General features: G+C 42.6%; 13 protein-coding genes, 1 pseudogene and 1 riboswitch. Of the genes and pseudogenes, 11 read left to right on the forward strand and 3 right to left on the reverse strand.

All coding sequences use genetic code 11. The features are described from left to right. The first annotated feature begins 276 nt into the window (after positions 1 to 276). Positions 277 to 576: a hypothetical protein gene (locus tag I2432_RS04190; RefSeq protein WP_249093367.1), complete on the forward strand. Its 300-nt coding sequence runs from the start codon at positions 277 to 279 to the stop codon at positions 574 to 576. Positions 577 to 760: 184 nt separating this feature from the next. Here I2432_RS04190 and I2432_RS04195 read toward each other — a convergent pair whose 3' ends face one another. Beyond that, entirely contained in the window at positions 761 to 1234 is a 474-nt protein-coding gene (locus I2432_RS04195; RefSeq protein ID WP_138119098.1) for a DUF1694 domain-containing protein, read from the reverse strand. 213 nt (positions 1235 to 1447) lie between these two features. Here I2432_RS04195 and eno point away from each other — a divergent pair, with 213 nt between their 5' ends. Together eno and I2432_RS04205 are read left to right on the forward strand one after the other, a co-directional pair. Then, complete coding sequence (gene eno, locus I2432_RS04200; protein ID WP_012515409.1) at positions 1448 to 2755, forward strand: surface-displayed alpha-enolase; 1308 nt, start codon at positions 1448 to 1450, stop codon at positions 2753 to 2755. Between the two features lie 238 nt (positions 2756 to 2993). Further along, positions 2994 to 3083: a type I toxin-antitoxin system Fst family toxin gene (locus I2432_RS04205; protein WP_111677961.1), complete on the forward strand. Its 90-nt coding sequence runs from the start codon at positions 2994 to 2996 to the stop codon at positions 3081 to 3083. Positions 3084 to 3202: 119 nt separating this feature from the next. Here the strand turns inward: I2432_RS04205 and I2432_RS10530 are convergent. Next, positions 3203 to 3338: pseudogene (locus tag I2432_RS10530) on the reverse strand (site-specific integrase); the annotation flags it as partial. A 343-nt stretch (positions 3339 to 3681) separates the two neighbouring features. Here I2432_RS10530 and I2432_RS04210 point away from each other — a divergent pair. The 3 genes from I2432_RS04210 to I2432_RS04220 all read left to right on the forward strand — a co-directional run bounded on the left by I2432_RS04210 (position 3682) and on the right by I2432_RS04220 (position 9572). Continuing rightward, positions 3682 to 5252, forward strand: a protein-coding gene (locus I2432_RS04210) for an IS3 family transposase (RefSeq protein ID WP_206158698.1) whose coding sequence is annotated in 2 segments (ribosomal slippage) — positions 3682 to 4327 and positions 4327 to 5252 — 1572 coding nt in all. Because the reading frame shifts where the segments join, the coding sequence is not laid out codon by codon here. Between the two features lie 444 nt (positions 5253 to 5696). Further along, a complete protein-coding gene (locus I2432_RS04215) occupies positions 5697 to 6326 on the forward strand; it encodes an HAD family hydrolase (RefSeq protein ID WP_231147224.1) in 630 nt (209 codons plus the stop codon). Between the two features lie 465 nt (positions 6327 to 6791). Then, entirely contained in the window at positions 6792 to 9572 is a 2781-nt protein-coding gene (locus I2432_RS04220) for a DUF8508 domain-containing protein (protein WP_206158998.1), read from the forward strand. Between the two features lie 428 nt (positions 9573 to 10000). Here the strand turns inward: I2432_RS04220 and I2432_RS10410 are convergent, their stop codons facing one another. Then, positions 10001 to 10138, reverse strand: a complete 138-nt coding sequence (locus I2432_RS10410) for a putative holin-like toxin (RefSeq protein WP_074632251.1) — start codon at positions 10136 to 10138, stop codon at positions 10001 to 10003. A gap of 231 nt (positions 10139 to 10369) precedes the next feature. Then, a riboswitch (PreQ1 riboswitch) is annotated at positions 10370 to 10488 on the forward strand. On the opposite strand from I2432_RS10410, the gene I2432_RS04230 reads away from it, so the two are divergent. The 5 genes from I2432_RS04230 to glgB all read left to right on the forward strand — a co-directional run bounded on the left by I2432_RS04230 (position 10486) and on the right by glgB (position 18414). Beyond that, on the forward strand, positions 10486 to 10992 hold the full coding sequence (locus tag I2432_RS04230) for a QueT transporter family protein (protein WP_042670491.1): 507 nt from the start codon (positions 10486 to 10488) through the stop codon (positions 10990 to 10992). Its footprint overlaps the riboswitch before it by 3 nt. Before the next feature lie 92 nt (positions 10993 to 11084). Further along, on the forward strand, positions 11085 to 13043 hold the full coding sequence (gene ligA, locus I2432_RS04235) for an NAD-dependent DNA ligase LigA (RefSeq protein ID WP_042670492.1): 1959 nt from the start codon (positions 11085 to 11087) through the stop codon (positions 13041 to 13043). Positions 13044 to 13055: 12 nt separating this feature from the next. Further along, entirely contained in the window at positions 13056 to 14078 is a 1023-nt protein-coding gene (locus tag I2432_RS04240; RefSeq protein WP_043029612.1) for a diacylglycerol kinase, read from the forward strand. A gap of 8 nt (positions 14079 to 14086) precedes the next feature. After that, positions 14087 to 16387, forward strand: a complete 2301-nt coding sequence (gene pulA / locus I2432_RS04245; RefSeq protein ID WP_138119998.1) for a type I pullulanase — start codon at positions 14087 to 14089, stop codon at positions 16385 to 16387. 146 nt (positions 16388 to 16533) lie between these two features. Next, on the forward strand, positions 16534 to 18414 hold the full coding sequence (gene glgB / locus I2432_RS04250) for a 1,4-alpha-glucan branching protein GlgB (RefSeq protein WP_206158999.1): 1881 nt from the start codon (positions 16534 to 16536) through the stop codon (positions 18412 to 18414). The last annotated feature ends 62 nt before the right edge of the window (positions 18415 to 18476 follow it).

The following is an 18476-nucleotide window of genomic DNA, read 5'->3' on the forward strand; positions in this document are numbered from 1 at the left end:
TTTTTGAATGGTCAGGCTATGGCCTCCTTGAGCTATACCCAAAAAGCTGGTTCAAGCCAGTCAGTAGAGATAGACAAGGCCTTAGTGCTATTGGGCTGTTGCTACATGAGATATTTTGTAATAAAATCAGACGATTATCCTTTTAATTAAAAAAAAAAAAAACGAAACTGCGGAGGAAACCTGACGAGCAGCTATTTGTGGCTATCAATCAGCATGTTACACTCTTTTTGGAAGGTCTAGCAGTCACTGACTGTGAGGTTAACCAAAGAAAATAAGATGTTAAGGAGAATATCAATGAAAGTAACTAAAGCATTGTGCGCCTTGGCTGCTGCAGCCACCCTAGCCTTGGCACCAATCAGCTCAAGTCCTGCACCAACACAGACTGTATTTGCTGCTACACGTGGTACTGAAGAGTACTGTCATAATGGGTGGTGCAGTTTTCTTGATGAACATGGTGAGTGGAACACGAAACGTGAGGGCGAATCTAATAGTCCCCTACAGCGAGGTTCATGGTGGGATTGGATTTCTTATTGGTCTGGTTATATATGGTATTCTGTATATAACTGGTTTAGGTAACCTCTCAACGCCACTGCTACCATACTGATAAATCCCTTAGACTATTCTAAGGGATTTTTACTGCAAAAAGCACATAGGGACAAGGCAATACAAGCTCCAGCCTGTTCTTAGCTCCCTATACCGGTAAGGATCATAACACTCAGAACTCCGGCAGATGATTGCAGGAGCTATTGGAGAGTGAGGACTAGTGAAAGAGCCTCTGCCAGAGGGATTTGCCCTTAGTCTTTGTTTGTTCAGCAGGCTTATTGTCAGAGGGCTTGTCTAGTATAGCCTTGAGATTGGTTTCCTCTTTGGTGATAGCATGATTGCTATGAATGATCAGAGCAAAAGGAGAGACAACTCCTTGCTCGTCTACAATAGTAGCAGACAGACCGTTTTGTTTGGCCAATGTCATGTAGTACATTTGGTAGGCGGAGCTGAATTCAGAGGATAATTTGAATGACAAAGGGAAATAAGCCTCTTTGAGGTAAGGCAGCTGGGCTGTAATGTAGCCTTTGGCTCTTTCATGGTCAACCTCTGTCAAGGGAAGAGCTAAGACAATCCTTTCAGCATAGGTCCCTAAATAATAGCGTTGTTGGTCGGGGTCAAATCGGTTTTCTCCTGAAGCTCCCTTTAAGAGTCTTGTATCTAATGAGTCCATACCAGTCCTTTCAAGCATATGATACTGTCATTATACTATTAACTGCGCCAAATACCAATGATAAAGCATTTGATCGGCTTTTGATCGGCTTTTGTAAGGAGCTGAAAGCAAAGAAAATAAACTTGAAAACAGACGTCTCATTTCATGAAATTAGTTTTTAAGTTGCTTAAGGCCCTAGTTTGTGGTATTATTAACATGTAAAATATTAAAACTCATAAGGAGAGTATTATAATGTCAATTATTACTGATGTTTACGCTCGCGAAGTCCTTGACTCACGCGGTAACCCAACACTTGAAGTGGAAGTTTATACTGAATCAGGTGCTTTCGGACGTGGTATGGTTCCTTCAGGAGCTTCTACTGGTGAGCATGAAGCAGTAGAACTTCGTGATGGCGACAAATCTCGTTACCTTGGTCTTGGTACTCAAAAGGCAGTTGACAACGTTAACAACATTATCGCTGAAGCGATCATTGGTTATGATGTTCGCGATCAACAAGCTATTGACAGAGCCATGATCGCTCTTGACGGTACTCCAAACAAAGGTAAGCTTGGTGCTAATGCTATTCTTGGTGTGTCTATCGCTGTAGCGCGTGCTGCTGCTGACTACCTTGAGGTGCCACTTTACACTTACCTTGGAGGATTCAATACTAAGGTTCTTCCAACTCCTATGATGAATATTATCAACGGTGGTTCTCACTCAGACGCTCCAATTGCTTTCCAAGAGTTCATGATTATGCCAGTTGGTGCACCTACCTTCAAAGAAGGTCTTCGTTGGGGTGCTGAGGTATTCCATGCTCTTAAGAAAATCCTTAAAGCGCGTGGACTTGTTACTGCTGTTGGTGACGAAGGTGGATTTGCTCCTAAATTTGAAGGAACTGAAGACGGTGTAGAAACTATTCTTAAGGCTATCGAAGCTGCTGGCTACGAAGCTGGTGAAAATGGTATTATGATTGGTTTTGACTGTGCATCATCAGAATTCTACGATAAAGAGCGCAAAGTCTACGACTACACTAAGTTTGAAGGTGAAGGCGCTGCTGTTCGTACATCTGCAGAGCAAATTGACTACCTTGAAGAATTGGTTAACAAATACCCAATTATCACAATCGAAGACGGTATGGACGAAAATGACTGGGAAGGCTGGAAAGCACTTACTGAGCGCCTAGGCAAACGTGTTCAATTGGTTGGTGATGACTTCTTCGTTACAAACACTGAATACCTTGCTCGTGGTATCAAAGAAGGTGCAGCTAACTCAATCCTTATCAAGGTTAACCAAATCGGTACTTTGACTGAAACCTTTGAAGCTATCGAAATGGCTAAGGAAGCTGGCTACACTGCTGTTGTATCACACCGCTCAGGTGAAACTGAAGATTCAACAATCGCTGACATCGCAGTGGCAACAAACGCTGGCCAAATCAAAACAGGTTCATTGTCACGTACTGACCGTATCGCTAAATACAACCAATTGCTTCGCATCGAAGATCAACTTGGTGAAGTTGCACAATACAAAGGGATCAAATCATTCTACAACCTTAAAAAATAATCTCTTTATGGGGTTAGGGGCGTAAAAGTCCTGATATCAAGCACCTTGGGAAGCTGTCCCAAGGTGCTTTTTTAGAATTTACCACCCATTGTACTACCCCATGTTTGAAATGCAATATTTTAGGTATAGTAAGAGGGTAACTTTTAGATTAAGCACCCTTGATACTATATTGTTTAATGGTTTAGATTTTGCTATAATGTGCCTTGCCCCCTCAAACTAGAAGGGAGGTGAGTTATATATGGATGCCTTCACATCCTTTCTTGTCGCTGTATCAAGCGGTATTGTTATTATACTGTTTGAATACTGGTTAAATAATCGTGACAAGTAGCCCTAGGGGCAAAAATAAAACCCTCAGCAGGGCACGCTGGGGGTTTTGAGTTATATAAGAATGTCCTTCACAACTTTCTTATTTGTATTATACCCAGTATGCTTTTATTTGTCAATTATTTATAAGCTATTGATGGCTGTTTCATCATTTGAGACAGCTTTTTTGCTTAGTATGCCAATAAACATTTTCAGTCATCATCAAGCTAGAGTGTCCTAGTTTGTACTAAAGATCTTTAGGGCTAGCTTGGGTGCAGAGTATCGTATAGAAATGTCAACATGAGCAAGCAAACATGCGATTATAGAGACTTTTAACCAGATAGCTTAAGAGCTAGTAGAAGCTATCAAATCAATGAATAACTCATGAAAGTGCATGATAAGATAATGTATCTAGAAAAGGAAGATGATGAGCATAGTAGCTATTAGATTGTAGCAAAGATTGATTTGTGATATTCAAGATGATAAGATGGTGGTGCTGGCACTTGTGTTTGGATATAAAAAAGATTTACAAAAAGCAAACAGCATAGACCATTGATATACTCCCCTTATAGTGGACAGTGAAAAAACAAAAATTCACTAGAAACTATAGGAGGAGTTTTCATATGTCCAAGAGAAGCCCAAAATCAGTAGAAGAAAAGTTAGAGCTTGTACAGCTGTATCAAGAACAAGGAGTATCTATTTCAACCTTAGTTAGTTCTTATGGAGTGGCTAGTACAACTATCAAGAAGTGGATTAGAAAATACGAAAACTCAGGCATAGATGGTCTTAAAGAAAGTCGAACTTGGAAACAATACAGTAAAAAATTGAAGGAACAAGCTGTACAAGACTATTTAAACAACTTAGGAAGTTTAGAGACGATTATTGAGACATATCATATTTCTAGTCAAAGTGTTCTCAAACGTTGGATAAACCAGTATACTAGTGATAAAGCATTACAAACCACTAGTAAAGGACTAAGTCGTATGAAGCAAGGACGAAAAACCACTTTTGAAGAACGTGTTGAGATTGTCAACTTCACCATTGCTCATGATAAGGACTATCAAGCAGCTATTGAAAAATACGGTATTTCTTACCAACAAGTTTATTCATGGGTAAGAAAGTTTGAGAAGGACGGTAGCCAAGGACTTCTAGACCGCAGAGGGAAAGGGTTAGAAAGTAAGCTTAACCTTACTCCGGAAGAAGAGTTACAGCTTAAAATCAAACAGTTAGAGGAACGCAATCGTTACCTTGAAATGGAGGTAGGATTGCTAAAAAAGTTAGAAGAAATCAGACGCAGAAACCGACGGTAAGAATCGGACGTTACTTAGAAGAATTTCAAGCTATTAAAGATTATTCCGATAAGCATAGTGAAGCTTCTATTAGCCAGTTATGCCAATTGATTGGTGTATCTCGATCAGGTTATTATAAGTGGCTTAATCACAAAGAGACGACATCTGAGGAGACAAATCGAACACTATTAAAAACCATAAAGGAACTTCATACCAAACGCAAGGGAATTTTAGGGTATCGTCGAATGACGCGAGCTGTCAATCGGAAACTTGGAACAACTTATAACAAGAAGCGAATTCGTCGCCTAATGCGCATTCTTGGTATCTCCTCAATTATCCGTCGTTCTCGTGGTTATTGCACGAAAACCAGTTTTGTGAATATCGAAGAGAACATTCTCAATAGAGAATTTGCAGCTCATGCCCCTAATCAAAAATGGTGTACAGATGTGACTTTCTTACAGTATGGACGAGGTTGTAAGGCTTATTTAAGTGCTATTAAAGACCTTTATGACGGCTCTATCGTAGCTTACCATATCAGTAAGCACAATGATAATCCACTTGTTATGGAAACTCTAAGAAAGGCAATAGAGATTAACTCAGGAGCCACACCATTGCTTCATAGTGATAGAGGCTCCCAATACACGTCGCGGGAATATCGCATGGTAACAACACAGTATCAGATGACACGTTCAATGTCACGAGTTGGTAAATGCATTGACAATGCCCCAATTGAGAGCTTCTTTGGTCACTTTAAGACGGAGTGTTATGACTTGAAGGATTACAAGACGTTTGAGGAGTTAGTTTATGATATTGATGACTATATCTATTTTTACAATAACGAACGATTTCAAGAGAAGCACAACGGCCTTGCCCCTCTTGAAGTGAGGAACAAGGCCGTTGCTTAATCTTTTATTATTTCATTGTCTACTTGACAGGGAGCAGTTCACATCACTAGGCATATCTTTTGTTTACTGAACTTATCATTTTAGTTCCTTTTTGTGTCTATAGTGTCATAAGCTTATACCAGTTTTTGGAACATGACAGTAAAACGGTTTTATGATATAGGTCTATTCTGTGTTATTAAATTTATAGCAGGCCACTTGAACAGATCATCTGTTTAGCTTTTTTGAAAAGGCAGAGGTGTTCAATAGTCGAAGGACTTAGCAGCTGCTACAGGTAGGAGAGGGCTGGTGCGGGTGGCTGGTATTGATCAGGCTGATGATAAGACTAGATGGCTAATCTTGTCAGCAATTAGCGGGAGTAGCTGCTGTAGTTGAAGGAAATAGCAAGTCTTTGAAGGCTTGAGTATCAGGTATTCACGACGAAAGGTAGGAACAAGGAGGTGTGTGATGACTAAATGGTTATTTTTTGATGTGGGCTCAACCTTGATTGATGAATCCCTTGCTTTTAATGCGTTTATGAAGCAGTGGCGTATCAGTCTAGCCCGTTGCGGAAAGCAATTAACTAGAGAAGAATTACTATCCTCAATCAATATGCTGACAGCCGCAGGGATTTGTGAGTTTGATTTGCTGTGGCAGCGTCTTGCTCCTAAGGGGTGTCAGCGTCCCAAATGGAGCCATCAGCTGGAGAGGCTCTTTGCGGATACAAAGCCTTGTCTACAGGTCTTGTCTAAGACTTATCAGCTGGGAATTATTGCTAATCAGGCAAAGGGTCTAAAAGAGCGCTTAGAGAGGTTTGGGATTAGTCATTATTTTGCTCTTATTGTATCATCTTCTGATGTGGGGCTACAAAAGCCTGATCTTGCTCTGTTTCGCTATGCACTTGATCAAGCAGGCGTATTAGCGCGTGATGCTGTTTATATTGGTGATCGTGTTGACAATGATATTATTCCTGCTAAGACACTGGGAATGACAGCTATCAGGATTCATCAAGGACTTGCTGCGTCCAGTCCGGACGATAGGCTTTATCCTAGTGATGTCCATATTAGCAAGCTTAGTGACCTGTTAAAATGCTTTTAACCAGTCTTTAGCTTGAACTAGCTTTTTGTGCGCTCTTTCTAGGTGAATGGCAGCAAGCTTTGGAGTCATGTTATGGCTAGACCTTGGATCTAAGGGCGCTGAGCGTCTCATATGATGAGGCCGATCAAGTAGTCTCCTTGACAAGTAGATTATTGTTTGGTGCTTATAGGTGGCTTTAGGTGATGACTGGTTTTGCCTCAACTAAGGCTCGCTATTGCTATCTGGGGTATCTTCTGACTTTTTTAATGTGCTCTTATCTGGTTGGATTAGACCTGCTCCTTGCTTGAGGAAAGCTGTTTTTAACGCTGATGAGTCTGGGAAATGGTGAGATTGGTGTTGGCTTTTACTAGTTTTTTGCGTTTACTTGGGCTAACTTTATATGAGAAAAAAAGAAAAATATTTATTTTATCTGTTATTTTTGTTACAATAAGCGTGTAAACTAAGATGCATTAAAAAGGAGTTTTTATGTCGAATAAGAAATTTTTTACTTATGCTTCATTATTGGCATTAATCGCTGTTCCTACTGTGGTTGAAGAGGTGACTGCACAGCCTTCAGCTCAGCTTGTTTATGCAGATGAGCTAAGGCTATCACCAAGTACCGACTCATCTCCAGTAACAAAGACCGATGAGGCTGATCAGCCAGTTGCTCAATCTGTTTCTGCGACAGAACCAGTAGAGGCTCTTGTTATTGCGGATAAAGAAAGCGCTTTAAATCTTGCTGTTCTAGCTGATGCCGATGGAAGTCAGCCGATTGCAGTGGTTAGAGCTGGTCAAGAGGGTCAGCCTTATACCGTTACTGGCAAAATCATCAGTGCTGTTAATGGCTGGGGGGGTCATGGCTTTTATATCCAGGACAGTCAGGGATCAGGTCTTTACATTTATCCAGGAAGTGCTTTGGGGTACGTGACTGGTGATGTGGTGCAGCTGACAGGAACACTGACTACTTACAAGGGTGAGCTTCAGCTTAAAACGATTACAAAGCATCATAAGATTAATGGCGAATTACCAACACCTATTGCTGAGGTAACCATTCCGGAGCTAGAAAAAGCAAGCCCGTCTACCCTGGTGAAGCTTTCAAATGTGACTGTTGGAGACATTTCATCAGATAAGCACGAAACCTCCTCTTTTAAGGTCAGCGATACAGCTGGCAATAGTGTTGCGGTGCGTCTTGATAATCGTACAGGTGTTAAGACCTCTGACTTACTCTCTAAAATCGGCAAGGGTGATGTGATTAATCTGACAGCTATTCACTCAACCTTTGATGGGAAGCTCCAGCTCAAGCCCTTTAGCCTTGAGCAATTTGAGGTAGTAAAGAAGGTTGTTCGAGAAGAAGAGGTGACTCCTCTTGGTCGAGTGGTTAAAATCGGCCAAATTCAAGGTGCCAGCCACACCTCACCGCTCTTGAATCAAGCTGTAACAGTAAAAGAGGTGGTGGTGACCTATCTTGATGATGCAACTCATTTCTATGTGCAAGATATTAATGGTGACAACGATAAGGCGACCTCAGACGGTATTCGTGTCTTTGCTCAAAATGCTCAGGTGCAGGCTGGTGATGTGCTGACCATTTCCGGAACAGTGGAGGAGTTCTTTGGCAAAGGCTACGATGACCGTAAGCAGACGGATCTGACCATTACGCAAATCAAGGCATCTAAGGTCACTAAAACAGGGACTGCTCAGGTACCAGCTCCGCTTGTGCTAGGTAAGGATCGTGTTGCTCCAGCTAATATCATTGATAATGATGGCTTTAGTGTTTTTGATCCAGAAGAGGACGCTATTGATTTTTGGGAATCCTTGGAAGGAATGCTTGTTGCCGTTGATAATGCCAAGATTTTAGGCCCAATGTCTCATAAAGAAATCTATGTTTTGCCAGGCTCATCAACCCGCATGCTGACCAATTCAGGCGGTATCCTGCTTCCTGAAACAGGCTATAATACAGACCTGATTCCGGTTCTCTTTAAATATGGAAAGCAAACCATTAAGGCCGGTGATTCCTACAAGGGACGACTTACAGGTCCGGTGTCTTACAGCTATGGTAATTATAAGGTCTTTGTCGATGACAGTAGTCATATACCAATCTTAACTGATGGCCAGCTCAAGCCTGAAAAGACACAGATCAAAAAGGACCCTAGCAAGCTAAGCATTGCTTCTTACAATATTGAAAACTTCTCAGCAAATCCATCATCAACCAAGGACGAAAAAGTAAGGCGTATTGCAGAATCCTTTATTTATGATTTAAATGCTCCTGATATTATCGGTCTTATTGAGGTTCAGGATAATAATGGACCTACTGATGATGGTACAACCGATGCCACACAAAGTGCTCAACGATTGATTGATGCGATTAAAGCATTAGGTGGACCAACTTATCAATATGTGGATATTGCTCCGGAAAATAATGCTGATGGTGGGCAGCCGGGCAGCAATATTCGTACAGGCTTCTTGTACCAGTCAGAGCGTGTCAGCCTTTCTGACAAGCCTAAGGGTGGTGTCAATGACGCTGTGAAGTGGGTAAATGGCGAGCTAAGTCTTAGCGTTGGACGAATTGATCCAACCAATCCTGCTTGGAAGAGTGTTAGAAAATCACTGGCTGCTGAGTTTATTTTCCAAGGTCATAAGGTGGTAGTGGTTGCTAATCATTTGAATTCTAAACGAGGAGACAATTCATTATATGGACGTGTTCAGCCGGTAACCTTTAAATCAGAAGAAAGACGTCATGTCTTAGCAAGGCTTTTGAGCCAATTTACTAAGGAGGGGGCTAGTCAGCAGGCTAATATCGTTATGCTGGGTGACTTTAACGATTATGAGTTTACGAAGACCATTAAGCTGATTGAAGAAGGAGATATGGCTAATTTGGTGAGCAGGCATGAGCTTTCTGACCGTTATTCTTACTTCTACAGAGGAAATAACCAAACGCTTGATAACATGCTTGTTTCACGCAATTTGCTTGGTCGCTACGAGTTTGATATGGTTCATGTGAATTCACCATTTATGGAAGCGCATGGACGTGCCTCTGACCATGATCCGTTGCTTCTTCAGCTCTCCTTTGGGAAGGATAAGCCAGGAGCGCCATCAGCTCAGCCAAAGAAAACCCCAGCACCAGCTGCGACAACTCAAGCCTCTAAGGCAGGACGTGTACAGCTATTGCCAAAAACAGGTGATAAGACAGGCCTTATGGTAAGTATCTTAGGCTTAACAGCTGTCTTTAGCTCCTTTAGCCTGTTTAGGAAACGTCAGGAAAGGAAGTAAAGGATTTCTTTGGGGTAGGCCAGCAGCAGAGCGGCTATTGCATTTTGTCTGCTGGTGTTATTATAGGTGGTTGAAGCGAGCGATCTAAGAGGGGTATGCTTCTAGGTTCATAGTACAATATCTTATGCTTAGAAACGAACACAATGCTCCTTATGAGCATTCAAAACCTATACTCAAAAGGAATATAACAGCTGATTTAAGAGGGATTGCTTTTGACCGATTTTAGCAAAAAAGAGAGATCTTGAGGAGTTGGCTAGTGATCTAGCTGCCCAAACCCGTATCTCGTTTGACTATTTTTCCCTGTTGGGATATAATGGGAATAGAGAAAGGGCAGTTGCACAAACAACTACCCTATGCAGAACCGTTTAAGACGGTGGCATATCTTTAATTATTAAAAAATAATCGTCGACCTACCAAAGTTCAGACGGTTATTTTTTATTGTTTAATATGACGATTGCAACGACTAAGCTGATTAAGGTAAGTAAGAAACTACCAAAAGCCAGCATGAGTTGAAGGGCCTCGTAAGTAGACAATAAAACGCTCCTTTCTGTTGGATTTTGATGCATTGCCCATAGGCATCACCTACCTTTCAGAAATCAGAGCCACCGCCTTAGCTTTTCTGCAAAGAACATTATATCATAATCACATGAGAAAGCCGTTAGATTTTAAACTGATCAGGCGGCTTTTTGGTGTTTTGCTGTCTTTTAGTGGAATCGCCTAAGCTTTGCTGTATAGTATGGGATTTTATGCTTTTTGTAAGGGCTTAGGCTGCTATGGCTTTGTCAATAGCTTGGTTTTATGGTACAATGTAGGCGTTGCTTAGCAACCCTTGGTGCTTAGTTCCCTTTCACCAAGCATATTACAAACGTGGCGGAGCTGTTTATGCTCTAGTCTGACGTCAAAGGAGAAACACATGACAACTTTTACTGTTCGTGACTATGTTCACATTGCTTTAGTAGCTGCCCTTTATGTGGTTTTGACAATCACCCCACCCTTGAATGCTATTTCCTATGGCATGTATCAATTTCGGGTTGCCGAGATGATGAATTTTTTGGCTTTTTACCATAAAAAGTATATCATTGCGGTGACCTTGGGCTGTATGATTGCTAATTTTTATAGCTTTGGCTTGATTGATGTTTTGGTGGGTGGAGGCTCAACGCTCATTTTTGTTAGCTTAGGTGTTGCTTTATTTAAGCAATACCAAGAGGAATATCTCTTAAATGGCTTGCTGAATAAGGCCTTTGTTTATTTCTCACTATTTTTTGCGACTTCTATGATCACCGTTGCTATTGAGCTTTACTTCTTTGGAGCACCATTTTTCCTAACCTGGTTTACCACTGCTGTGGGGGAATTGGCTTCGCTTATCATCGGCTCTATGATCATTGATCGCTTATCAAAACGCATTAATTTACGACAATAATAGCTAGATGAAGCTTTCCTTTTGGGAAGCTTTTTTACTTTCTACTAGCTAGGCAATAGCTTATTTGCTATGTTTTGTGATAAAATAAGACTATGAAAAAACGAATAAGAGAATTGACTGATCTGTTAAATCAATACCGTCAGGAGTATTACACAAATGATGCTCCTTCTGTATCTGATAGTGAGTATGATAGGCTTTATCGTGAGCTTGTAGAGCTGGAGCAGGCTTATCCAGCCTATGTCCTAAAGGGTAGCCCCACTCAGCTGGTGGGCGGTACGATTTTGACAGGCTTTCAGAAATATCAGCACCAGTATCCGCTCTTTAGTTTGCAGGATGCTTTTTCACGTGAGGAGCTTAACGCCTTTGATCAGCGGATCAAATCAGCCTTTCCTGAGGCTGAATACCTTGCTGAGTTAAAAATTGATGGCTTATCCATTTCATTGGTTTATGAGGCTGGTATTTTAAAAGTTGGAGCGACGCGTGGTGATGGGACTATTGGTGAGAATATCACTGAAAACATCAAGAACATTAAGGATATTCCCAAACGGCTAGATCAAGCACTTGATGTGACGATACGAGGAGAGGCCTACATGTCGCGCAAGGCCTTTAAGACGATCAATGAAGAGCGCCAGGAAAATGGTGAGCCAGAATTTGCCAATCCAAGAAATGCAGCGGCAGGAACGTTGCGGCAGCTGGATACTAGGATTGTTGCCAAGCGGCAGCTAGCGACCTTTTTGTATCAGGAGGTAGGCTTAGAGGCTGCTGATAGCCAGCAAAGGACCTTGGAGCGCTTGGCTGATTTAGGCTTCTCGGTCAATAGCCATTATTTGCTGTCCTCATCTATGACTGACATTTGGGACTTTATCCAGAGCATCGAAGCCACTAGAGAGCAGCTGCCCTACGAGATTGATGGTGTTGTGATCAAGGTTAATCAGCTGGCTATCCAAGAGGAGCTTGGCTTTACCGTCAAGGCACCACGCTGGGCTATTGCTTATAAGTTTCCGGCAGAAGAAAAGGAGGCTGAGATTGTATCTGTGGATTGGACAGTTGGCCGAACAGGTGTGGTCACACCAACAGCTAATTTGACCCCTGTTCAGCTGGCAGGCACCACTGTCAGTCGAGCTACTCTGCATAATGTTGATTATATTGCAGAAAAGGATATTCGCATTGGGGATACGGTGGTGGTGTATAAGGCTGGTGATATTATTCCGGCTGTCTTACGAGTGGTTGAGGCAAAGCGCAGCAATCAGACCCCAATGCCCATTCCTACAGCCTGTCCTTCTTGTCAGAGTCAGCTAGTGCATTTTGAGGACGAGGTAGCTCTGCGCTGTATTAATCCCTTGTGCCCAAGTCTTATTCAGCGGAGCTTGGAGCATTTTGCCAGTCGTCAGGCGATGGCTATTGCTGGACTTGGTCCGGCAGTTGTTGAAAAGCTTTACTCTGCTGGCTTGGTGCATGATGTGGCGGATATTTACCGGCTAAGCTTGGAGGACTTGCTGACGCTAGATGGCATCAAGGAAAAATCAGCTGAAAAGCTCTTGGCAGCTATTGAACAATCAAAGGCTAACTCAGCTGAAAAGCTCTTGTTTGGGCTTGGTATTCGTCACGTTGGAGCCAAGGCCAGCCGCTTGATATTAGAGACCTATGGTGATTTGGAGACCTTGTTAAGCGTGACCGCTGAGGAGCTGGCGCAAATTGATGGACTTGGTCTGGTCATTGGACAATCGCTGGTGCAGTATTTCCAGCAGGATCAAGCAGCTCAGCTCTTAGCTGAATTAAAGTCGGCAGGTGTTAATCTAGCTTATTTGGGCCAAAGACCTGATCGGCAGGCTGAGCTTTTTGGATTCACAGTAGTATTGACAGGAAAATTAGAAAAGCTAAACCGTACCCAAGCCAAGGAAAAGCTTGAGCAGCTTGGTGCCAAGGTAACAGGAAGCGTTTCTAAAAAAACAGATTTAGTGGTTGCTGGCAGCGAGGCAGGCTCTAAGCTGGCAAAGGCTCAGCAGCTGGGCATCAGAATTGAAGATGAGGATTGGTTGCTCAATCTTTAGTGAGGTAATAACATGAAAAAACAAATGAGGGCTCGTCTGATTTACAATCCAACCTCTGGTCAAGAAATCATGAAAAAAAACGTTGCAGAGGTGCTGGATATTTTGGAAGGCTTTGGCTATGAAACCTCTGCCTTTCAAACGACAGCAGCTAAGCACTCAGCCTTAAAGGAGGCAAGAAGGGCAGCTAAAGCAGGCTTTGACCTCTTGATTGCTGCTGGCGGTGATGGGACGATCAATGAAGTGGTCAATGGCATTGCTCCCTTAGAAAAAAGGCCTAAGATGGCGATTATTCCAGCAGGAACCACAAATGATTTTGCTAGGGCCTTAAAGGTACCAAGAGGCAATCCCGTTGAAGCGGCTAGGCTGATCGGCAAAAATCAAACGATTCGCATGGATATAGGGCGTGCCAAAAAAGACACTTATTTTATCAATATTGCAGCCGCAGGAAGCCTGACAGAGCTGACCTATAGTGTCCCTAGTCAGCTCAAAACCATGTTTGGCTACCTGGCTTATCTGGCTAAGGGAGTGGAGCTCTTGCCTCGAGTGAGTAATGTTCCGGTGAAAATCACGCATGATCATGGCATTTTTGAGGGAGAGGTATCAATGATTTTTGCAGCCATCACTAATTCTGTTGGTGGCTTTGAAAAGATTGCCCCAGATGCTAAGCTAGATGATGGCATGTTTACCCTTATTTTGATTAAAACAGCCAACCTGTTTGAAATTGTGCACCTGCTGCGGTTGATCATTGACGGTGGTAAGCATGTTACGGATCGCCGCGTCGAATACATTAAAACCAGTAAAATCACCATTGAGCCCCAATCAGATAAGCGCATGATGATTAATTTAGATGGTGAATATGGTGGTGATGCACCAATGACCCTAGAAAACTTAAAAAATCACATCACCTTTTTTGCCAATACTGACTTGATTTCAGATGATGCCCTTGTCCTAGACCAGGAGGAGCTGGAAATCGAAGAAATGGTCAAGAAATTTGCGCATGAGGTAGAGGATTTAGAGCAGGGATTGGAGGAATAGGGCTAGTGATGGATAATGCAGTTATTGTTCATTATCATAGTTGCAAGGGACATTATTTTCAATTAAGTCTATGGCAATGGCGAGATGGTAAGCTGGGCAAGGACGCTTATTTTTCGAGGTTTGACAGCTTTGGAGCAGTTGCTTATCTCACTTATCCAGCACCTTATTTTTTGAGCCATGCTTATGTGATTGTAAAGGATCAGTTTTGGCATTATCAAACCGTTGATTTTCGGATTGAGCGTGATTATGGGGTTCCAAAGACTGAGGTATGGCTTGTTGATGGTGATCCTACGGTTTATTATTCGAGACAGGCTGCTGTGGCTAGTCGGCATTATGGTAGATGTGATGTGCATGCCTTTGATATGGCTGTCAATAGTCAGGCCTTTGACAAGCGCTGGGGCTTTAGTGGCTGGCTAGGCTTTCGCTATCAGCCTGAGGAGACGTCTTTTCGTTTGTGGGCCCCAACAGCAGAAAAGGTTGAGCTCATTCTCTATGCTTCGACTGATGAGAGAGCTAGTGTTGCCAAGGTTTTGCCCATGCAGCGTGGGCAGCAGTACTCGCCAGATCATCATGCAGAAAACACATGTGGTGTGTGGGACATCAGCCTAAGAGGTGATTATAATTACCATGCTTATTGCTACCGGGTTTATTATCGCAGGCGTACCTTTAGAGACACTAGGGATCCTTATGCGATCGCAACGACAGCAAATGGCAAAAGGTCAATTGTCATTGCACCGGAGCATTTAAGACCGCAGGGCTTTTCAGTGAAGCAGGGTAAGGAGGCTACCTGGCGCTTAGACAATCCTAATCAGGCGGTGATCTATGAAATGCATGTTCGCGACTTTTCAAAATCAGAAACCTCGGGCGTTAGCTTGGCTAATCGTGGCAAATTTAAGGGGCTGATTGAGACAGGCACGCGCAATGCTTTTGGAGATTCAACCTGCTTTGATTATGTCAAGTCCCTTGGCATTACGCATATTCAGCTCCAGCCGGTCTTTGACCATCATCAATTCTTTGATGAAAATGGAGATTATGCCTATAATTGGGGCTATGACCCTGAAAATTACAATGTTCCAGCAGCCAGCTTTACCAGTAATCCGCATGAGCCAGCTACCCGTATCCTGGAATTAAAGGAGGTCATTCAGGCTTATCATGATGCAGGCATCAATGTGATCATGGACGTGGTGTACAATCATACCTACTCATCAAGAGAGTCAGCCTTTCAGCTGACGGTTCCGGATTATTATTACCGGATGAACCCTAATGGCTCCTTTCAAAATGGCTCTGGCTGTGGCAATGAAACGGCTAGTGAAAAGGAAATGTATCGCAAATACATGCTTGATTCGATCCTATATTGGACCAATGAGTTTAACATTGATGGCTTCAGGTTTGATCTGATGGGCTTACACGATATTGACACCATGAATCTTATCCGACAAGAGCTAGATAAGATTGACCCAAGGATACTTGTTTTTGGTGAGGGCTGGGACATGGGAGTTGGTCTGGCAGCTGAGCAGAAGGCTAAAAAAGAAAATGCTAGTAAAATGCCTGGCATCGGCTTTTTTAATGATGATCAGCGTAATGCGGTTAAGGGGGCAGAGGTTTATGGTAGCTTTGAGAAGGGCTTTGTATCAGGTGCACCGACAGAAGGACTTGTAGCCAAGTCTATTTTGGGCAGTGATGAGCTGGTTTCTTATGGTACACCTAGTCAGGTGATTAATTATGTTGAAGCCCATGACAACTATAACCTCAATGATTTACTGTGGGTCTTGAATCCAGAGGATAGCAAGCAGGATCATGTCAAACGGGTTCAGCTAGCCTCAGCCATGACGATTCTCATGCAAGGGATTTACTTTATGCAGCTTGGTCAGGAATTTTTACGAACAAAGCTTTACCCAACAGGTCAGGATAAGGAGCTGACACAGGCAGACCGAGAAAGGGCGATGAATTCCTACAATGCACCTGACCATGTGAATCAGGTTGACTGGAGACAGGTTAGCTTGGAGCGAGAAACAGTCGCCATCATGAAAAAGCTAATCTATCTGAAAACCAAAACGCCTTTGTTTTCATACCCGTCATTTGAACAAATCAGACAGCATGTTTACATTGAGCATGCTGACGATAATACCGGCTTTATTAGCTTTACAGTAGAAGATGAAAGAAAGTATCGGTTGATTTTCTCTAATTTTAGAAACCGCTTGCAATCACCTGCTAATCATGTTATAATTGAAACAGATGATAAGCGCTTTCAACATAGCGAATCAATGCTAGAGGATTTGACAGCGATGCTCCTTGACATCACACAATAGCCTGAGTGTTCTCAGGTTATTTTTGTTTGTTGTCGAGGATAAAAGGGCTGTAGTCACAGTTAGCAGAGACCTATTAGGACCTTGCTTATCATATCGCTTAGCGCCTTGAAAAAGGGTTTAGGAGTAGGGAAAGAAGAGGTGATGGGATGGATAATGACTTAGCGCTTTATACCTTTGGCACAGGTGAGAATTTCCATGTACAGGATTATCTAGGTGTTCATCGTATTAACAATGACACAGGCACCTGCTATGTCTTTAGGGTATGGGCGCCCAATGCAGAGGCTGTCAGCTTGATTGGAGATTTTACTGATTGGCAGTCCAATCCACTTGAGATGACACGAAATGAGGCTGGCGTGTGGGAGGTTACCACTAGCTTGCCGCAGGAAGGAGATATTTATAAGTACTGGGTTAGGCGCCAAGGTGGTCAGCTTGTTGAAAAAATTGATCCAGTGGCCTTTCTATTTGAAGCTAGACCAGGAACGGGTGCTATTGTCAAAACCCTTCCAGTCAAAAAATGGCGTGATAGCTTATGGATGGGACGTCGAAAGCGTTTTGGCTTTAGGCAGCGTCCAGTTAATATTTACGAGGTTCATGCCCATTCATGGAAAAAAGACGAAAACGCAAGGCCTTATGACTTTAGCAAGCTAAAAGAAGAGCTCATTCCCTATCTCAAGAGCATGCACTACACTCATGTTGAATTTATGCCGGTCATGGCTCACCCCTTAGACATGAGCTGGGGTTATCAGCTGATGGGTTACTTTGCCTTTGAGTCAACCTTTGGAAGCCCAGAAGCCTTTCAGGATTTTGTTGAGGCCTGTCATCTTAATAATATTGGTGTCTTGATCGACTGGGTCCCAGGGCATTTTACACAAAATGATGACGCCTTAGCTTATTTTGACGGTACAGCTACCTATGAATATCAGGATCACCATCGTGCTCATAATTATGGCTGGGGGGCCCTAAATTTTGATTTGGGTAAAACTCAGGTACAGTCCTTTTTGATTTCAAGTGCCCTTTTTTGGCTGGAGGCTTATCATGTTGACGGCATTCGAGTAGATGCTGTTAGCAATATGCTTTACTTGGATTATGATCAAGGCCCTTGGACTCCGAATCAATATGGTGGCAACCAAAACCTTGAGGGGATAGCCTTTCTTCAAAAATTAACCACAGTTATCAAGGAAAAACACCCTGATGTGATGATGATTGCAGAGGAGGCGACCTCAGCTACCCCAATAACCAGCCCTGTTGCAGAAGGGGGACTAGGCTTTGATTATAAGTGGAATATGGGCTGGATGAATGATATTCTTAGGTTTTACGAAGAGGACCCTTATTATCGAAAATACGATTTCAATCTCTTAACCTTTAGTTTTATGTATTGCTTTAAGGAGCATTATATTTTACCTTTTTCTCATGATGAGGTTGTTCATGGCAAAAAAAGCCTTATGCATAAAATGTGGGGAGACCGCTACAATCAATTTGCAGGCTTAAGAAACCTTTACACTTATCAAATCTGCCATCCAGGTAAGAAGCTGCTTTTTATGGGATCTGAGTTTGGACAATTTTTAGAATGGAAATACGACCATCAATTGGAGTGGCAAAATTTAGAGGACGAGCTCAATGCCAAAATGCAGCATTTCACAGCCAGCCTAAATCAGCTATATAAGGACCATAGCATGCTGTGGCAAAATGATGAAACCTATGACGGCATTGATATTATTGATGCAGACAATAAGGACGAATCAGTCTTGTCGTTTTGTCGTCAAAACAATAAAGGAGAGCTCCTGCTTTGTGTCTTTAACATGACACCTGTTGAAAGACCAGACTTTACCATAGGTGTGCCAATAGCAGGTCTTTACGAAGAGATTTTCAATACAGAGCTTGAGGCCTTTGGAGGTGTCTGGAAGGAGCACAATCCCTTAACCAGCACAGTAGCCAAGAAATGGAAGACTTATCCGCAGACCTTGAGCTTTACCCTGCCTGCACTAGGAGCAAGCATCTGGAAAATCAAGCGTCGTCAGAAGCAATAAGCTATTCACTGCTTACTTAGCTGTTTCAACCAAAAGAAGTCACTACAGTCATGAAAGGATAA

Origin of the sequence: Streptococcus equi subsp. zooepidemicus, assembly GCF_015689395.1 — a bacterium.
Taxonomy (GTDB): Bacteria; Bacillota; Bacilli; order Lactobacillales; family Streptococcaceae; genus Streptococcus; species Streptococcus equi.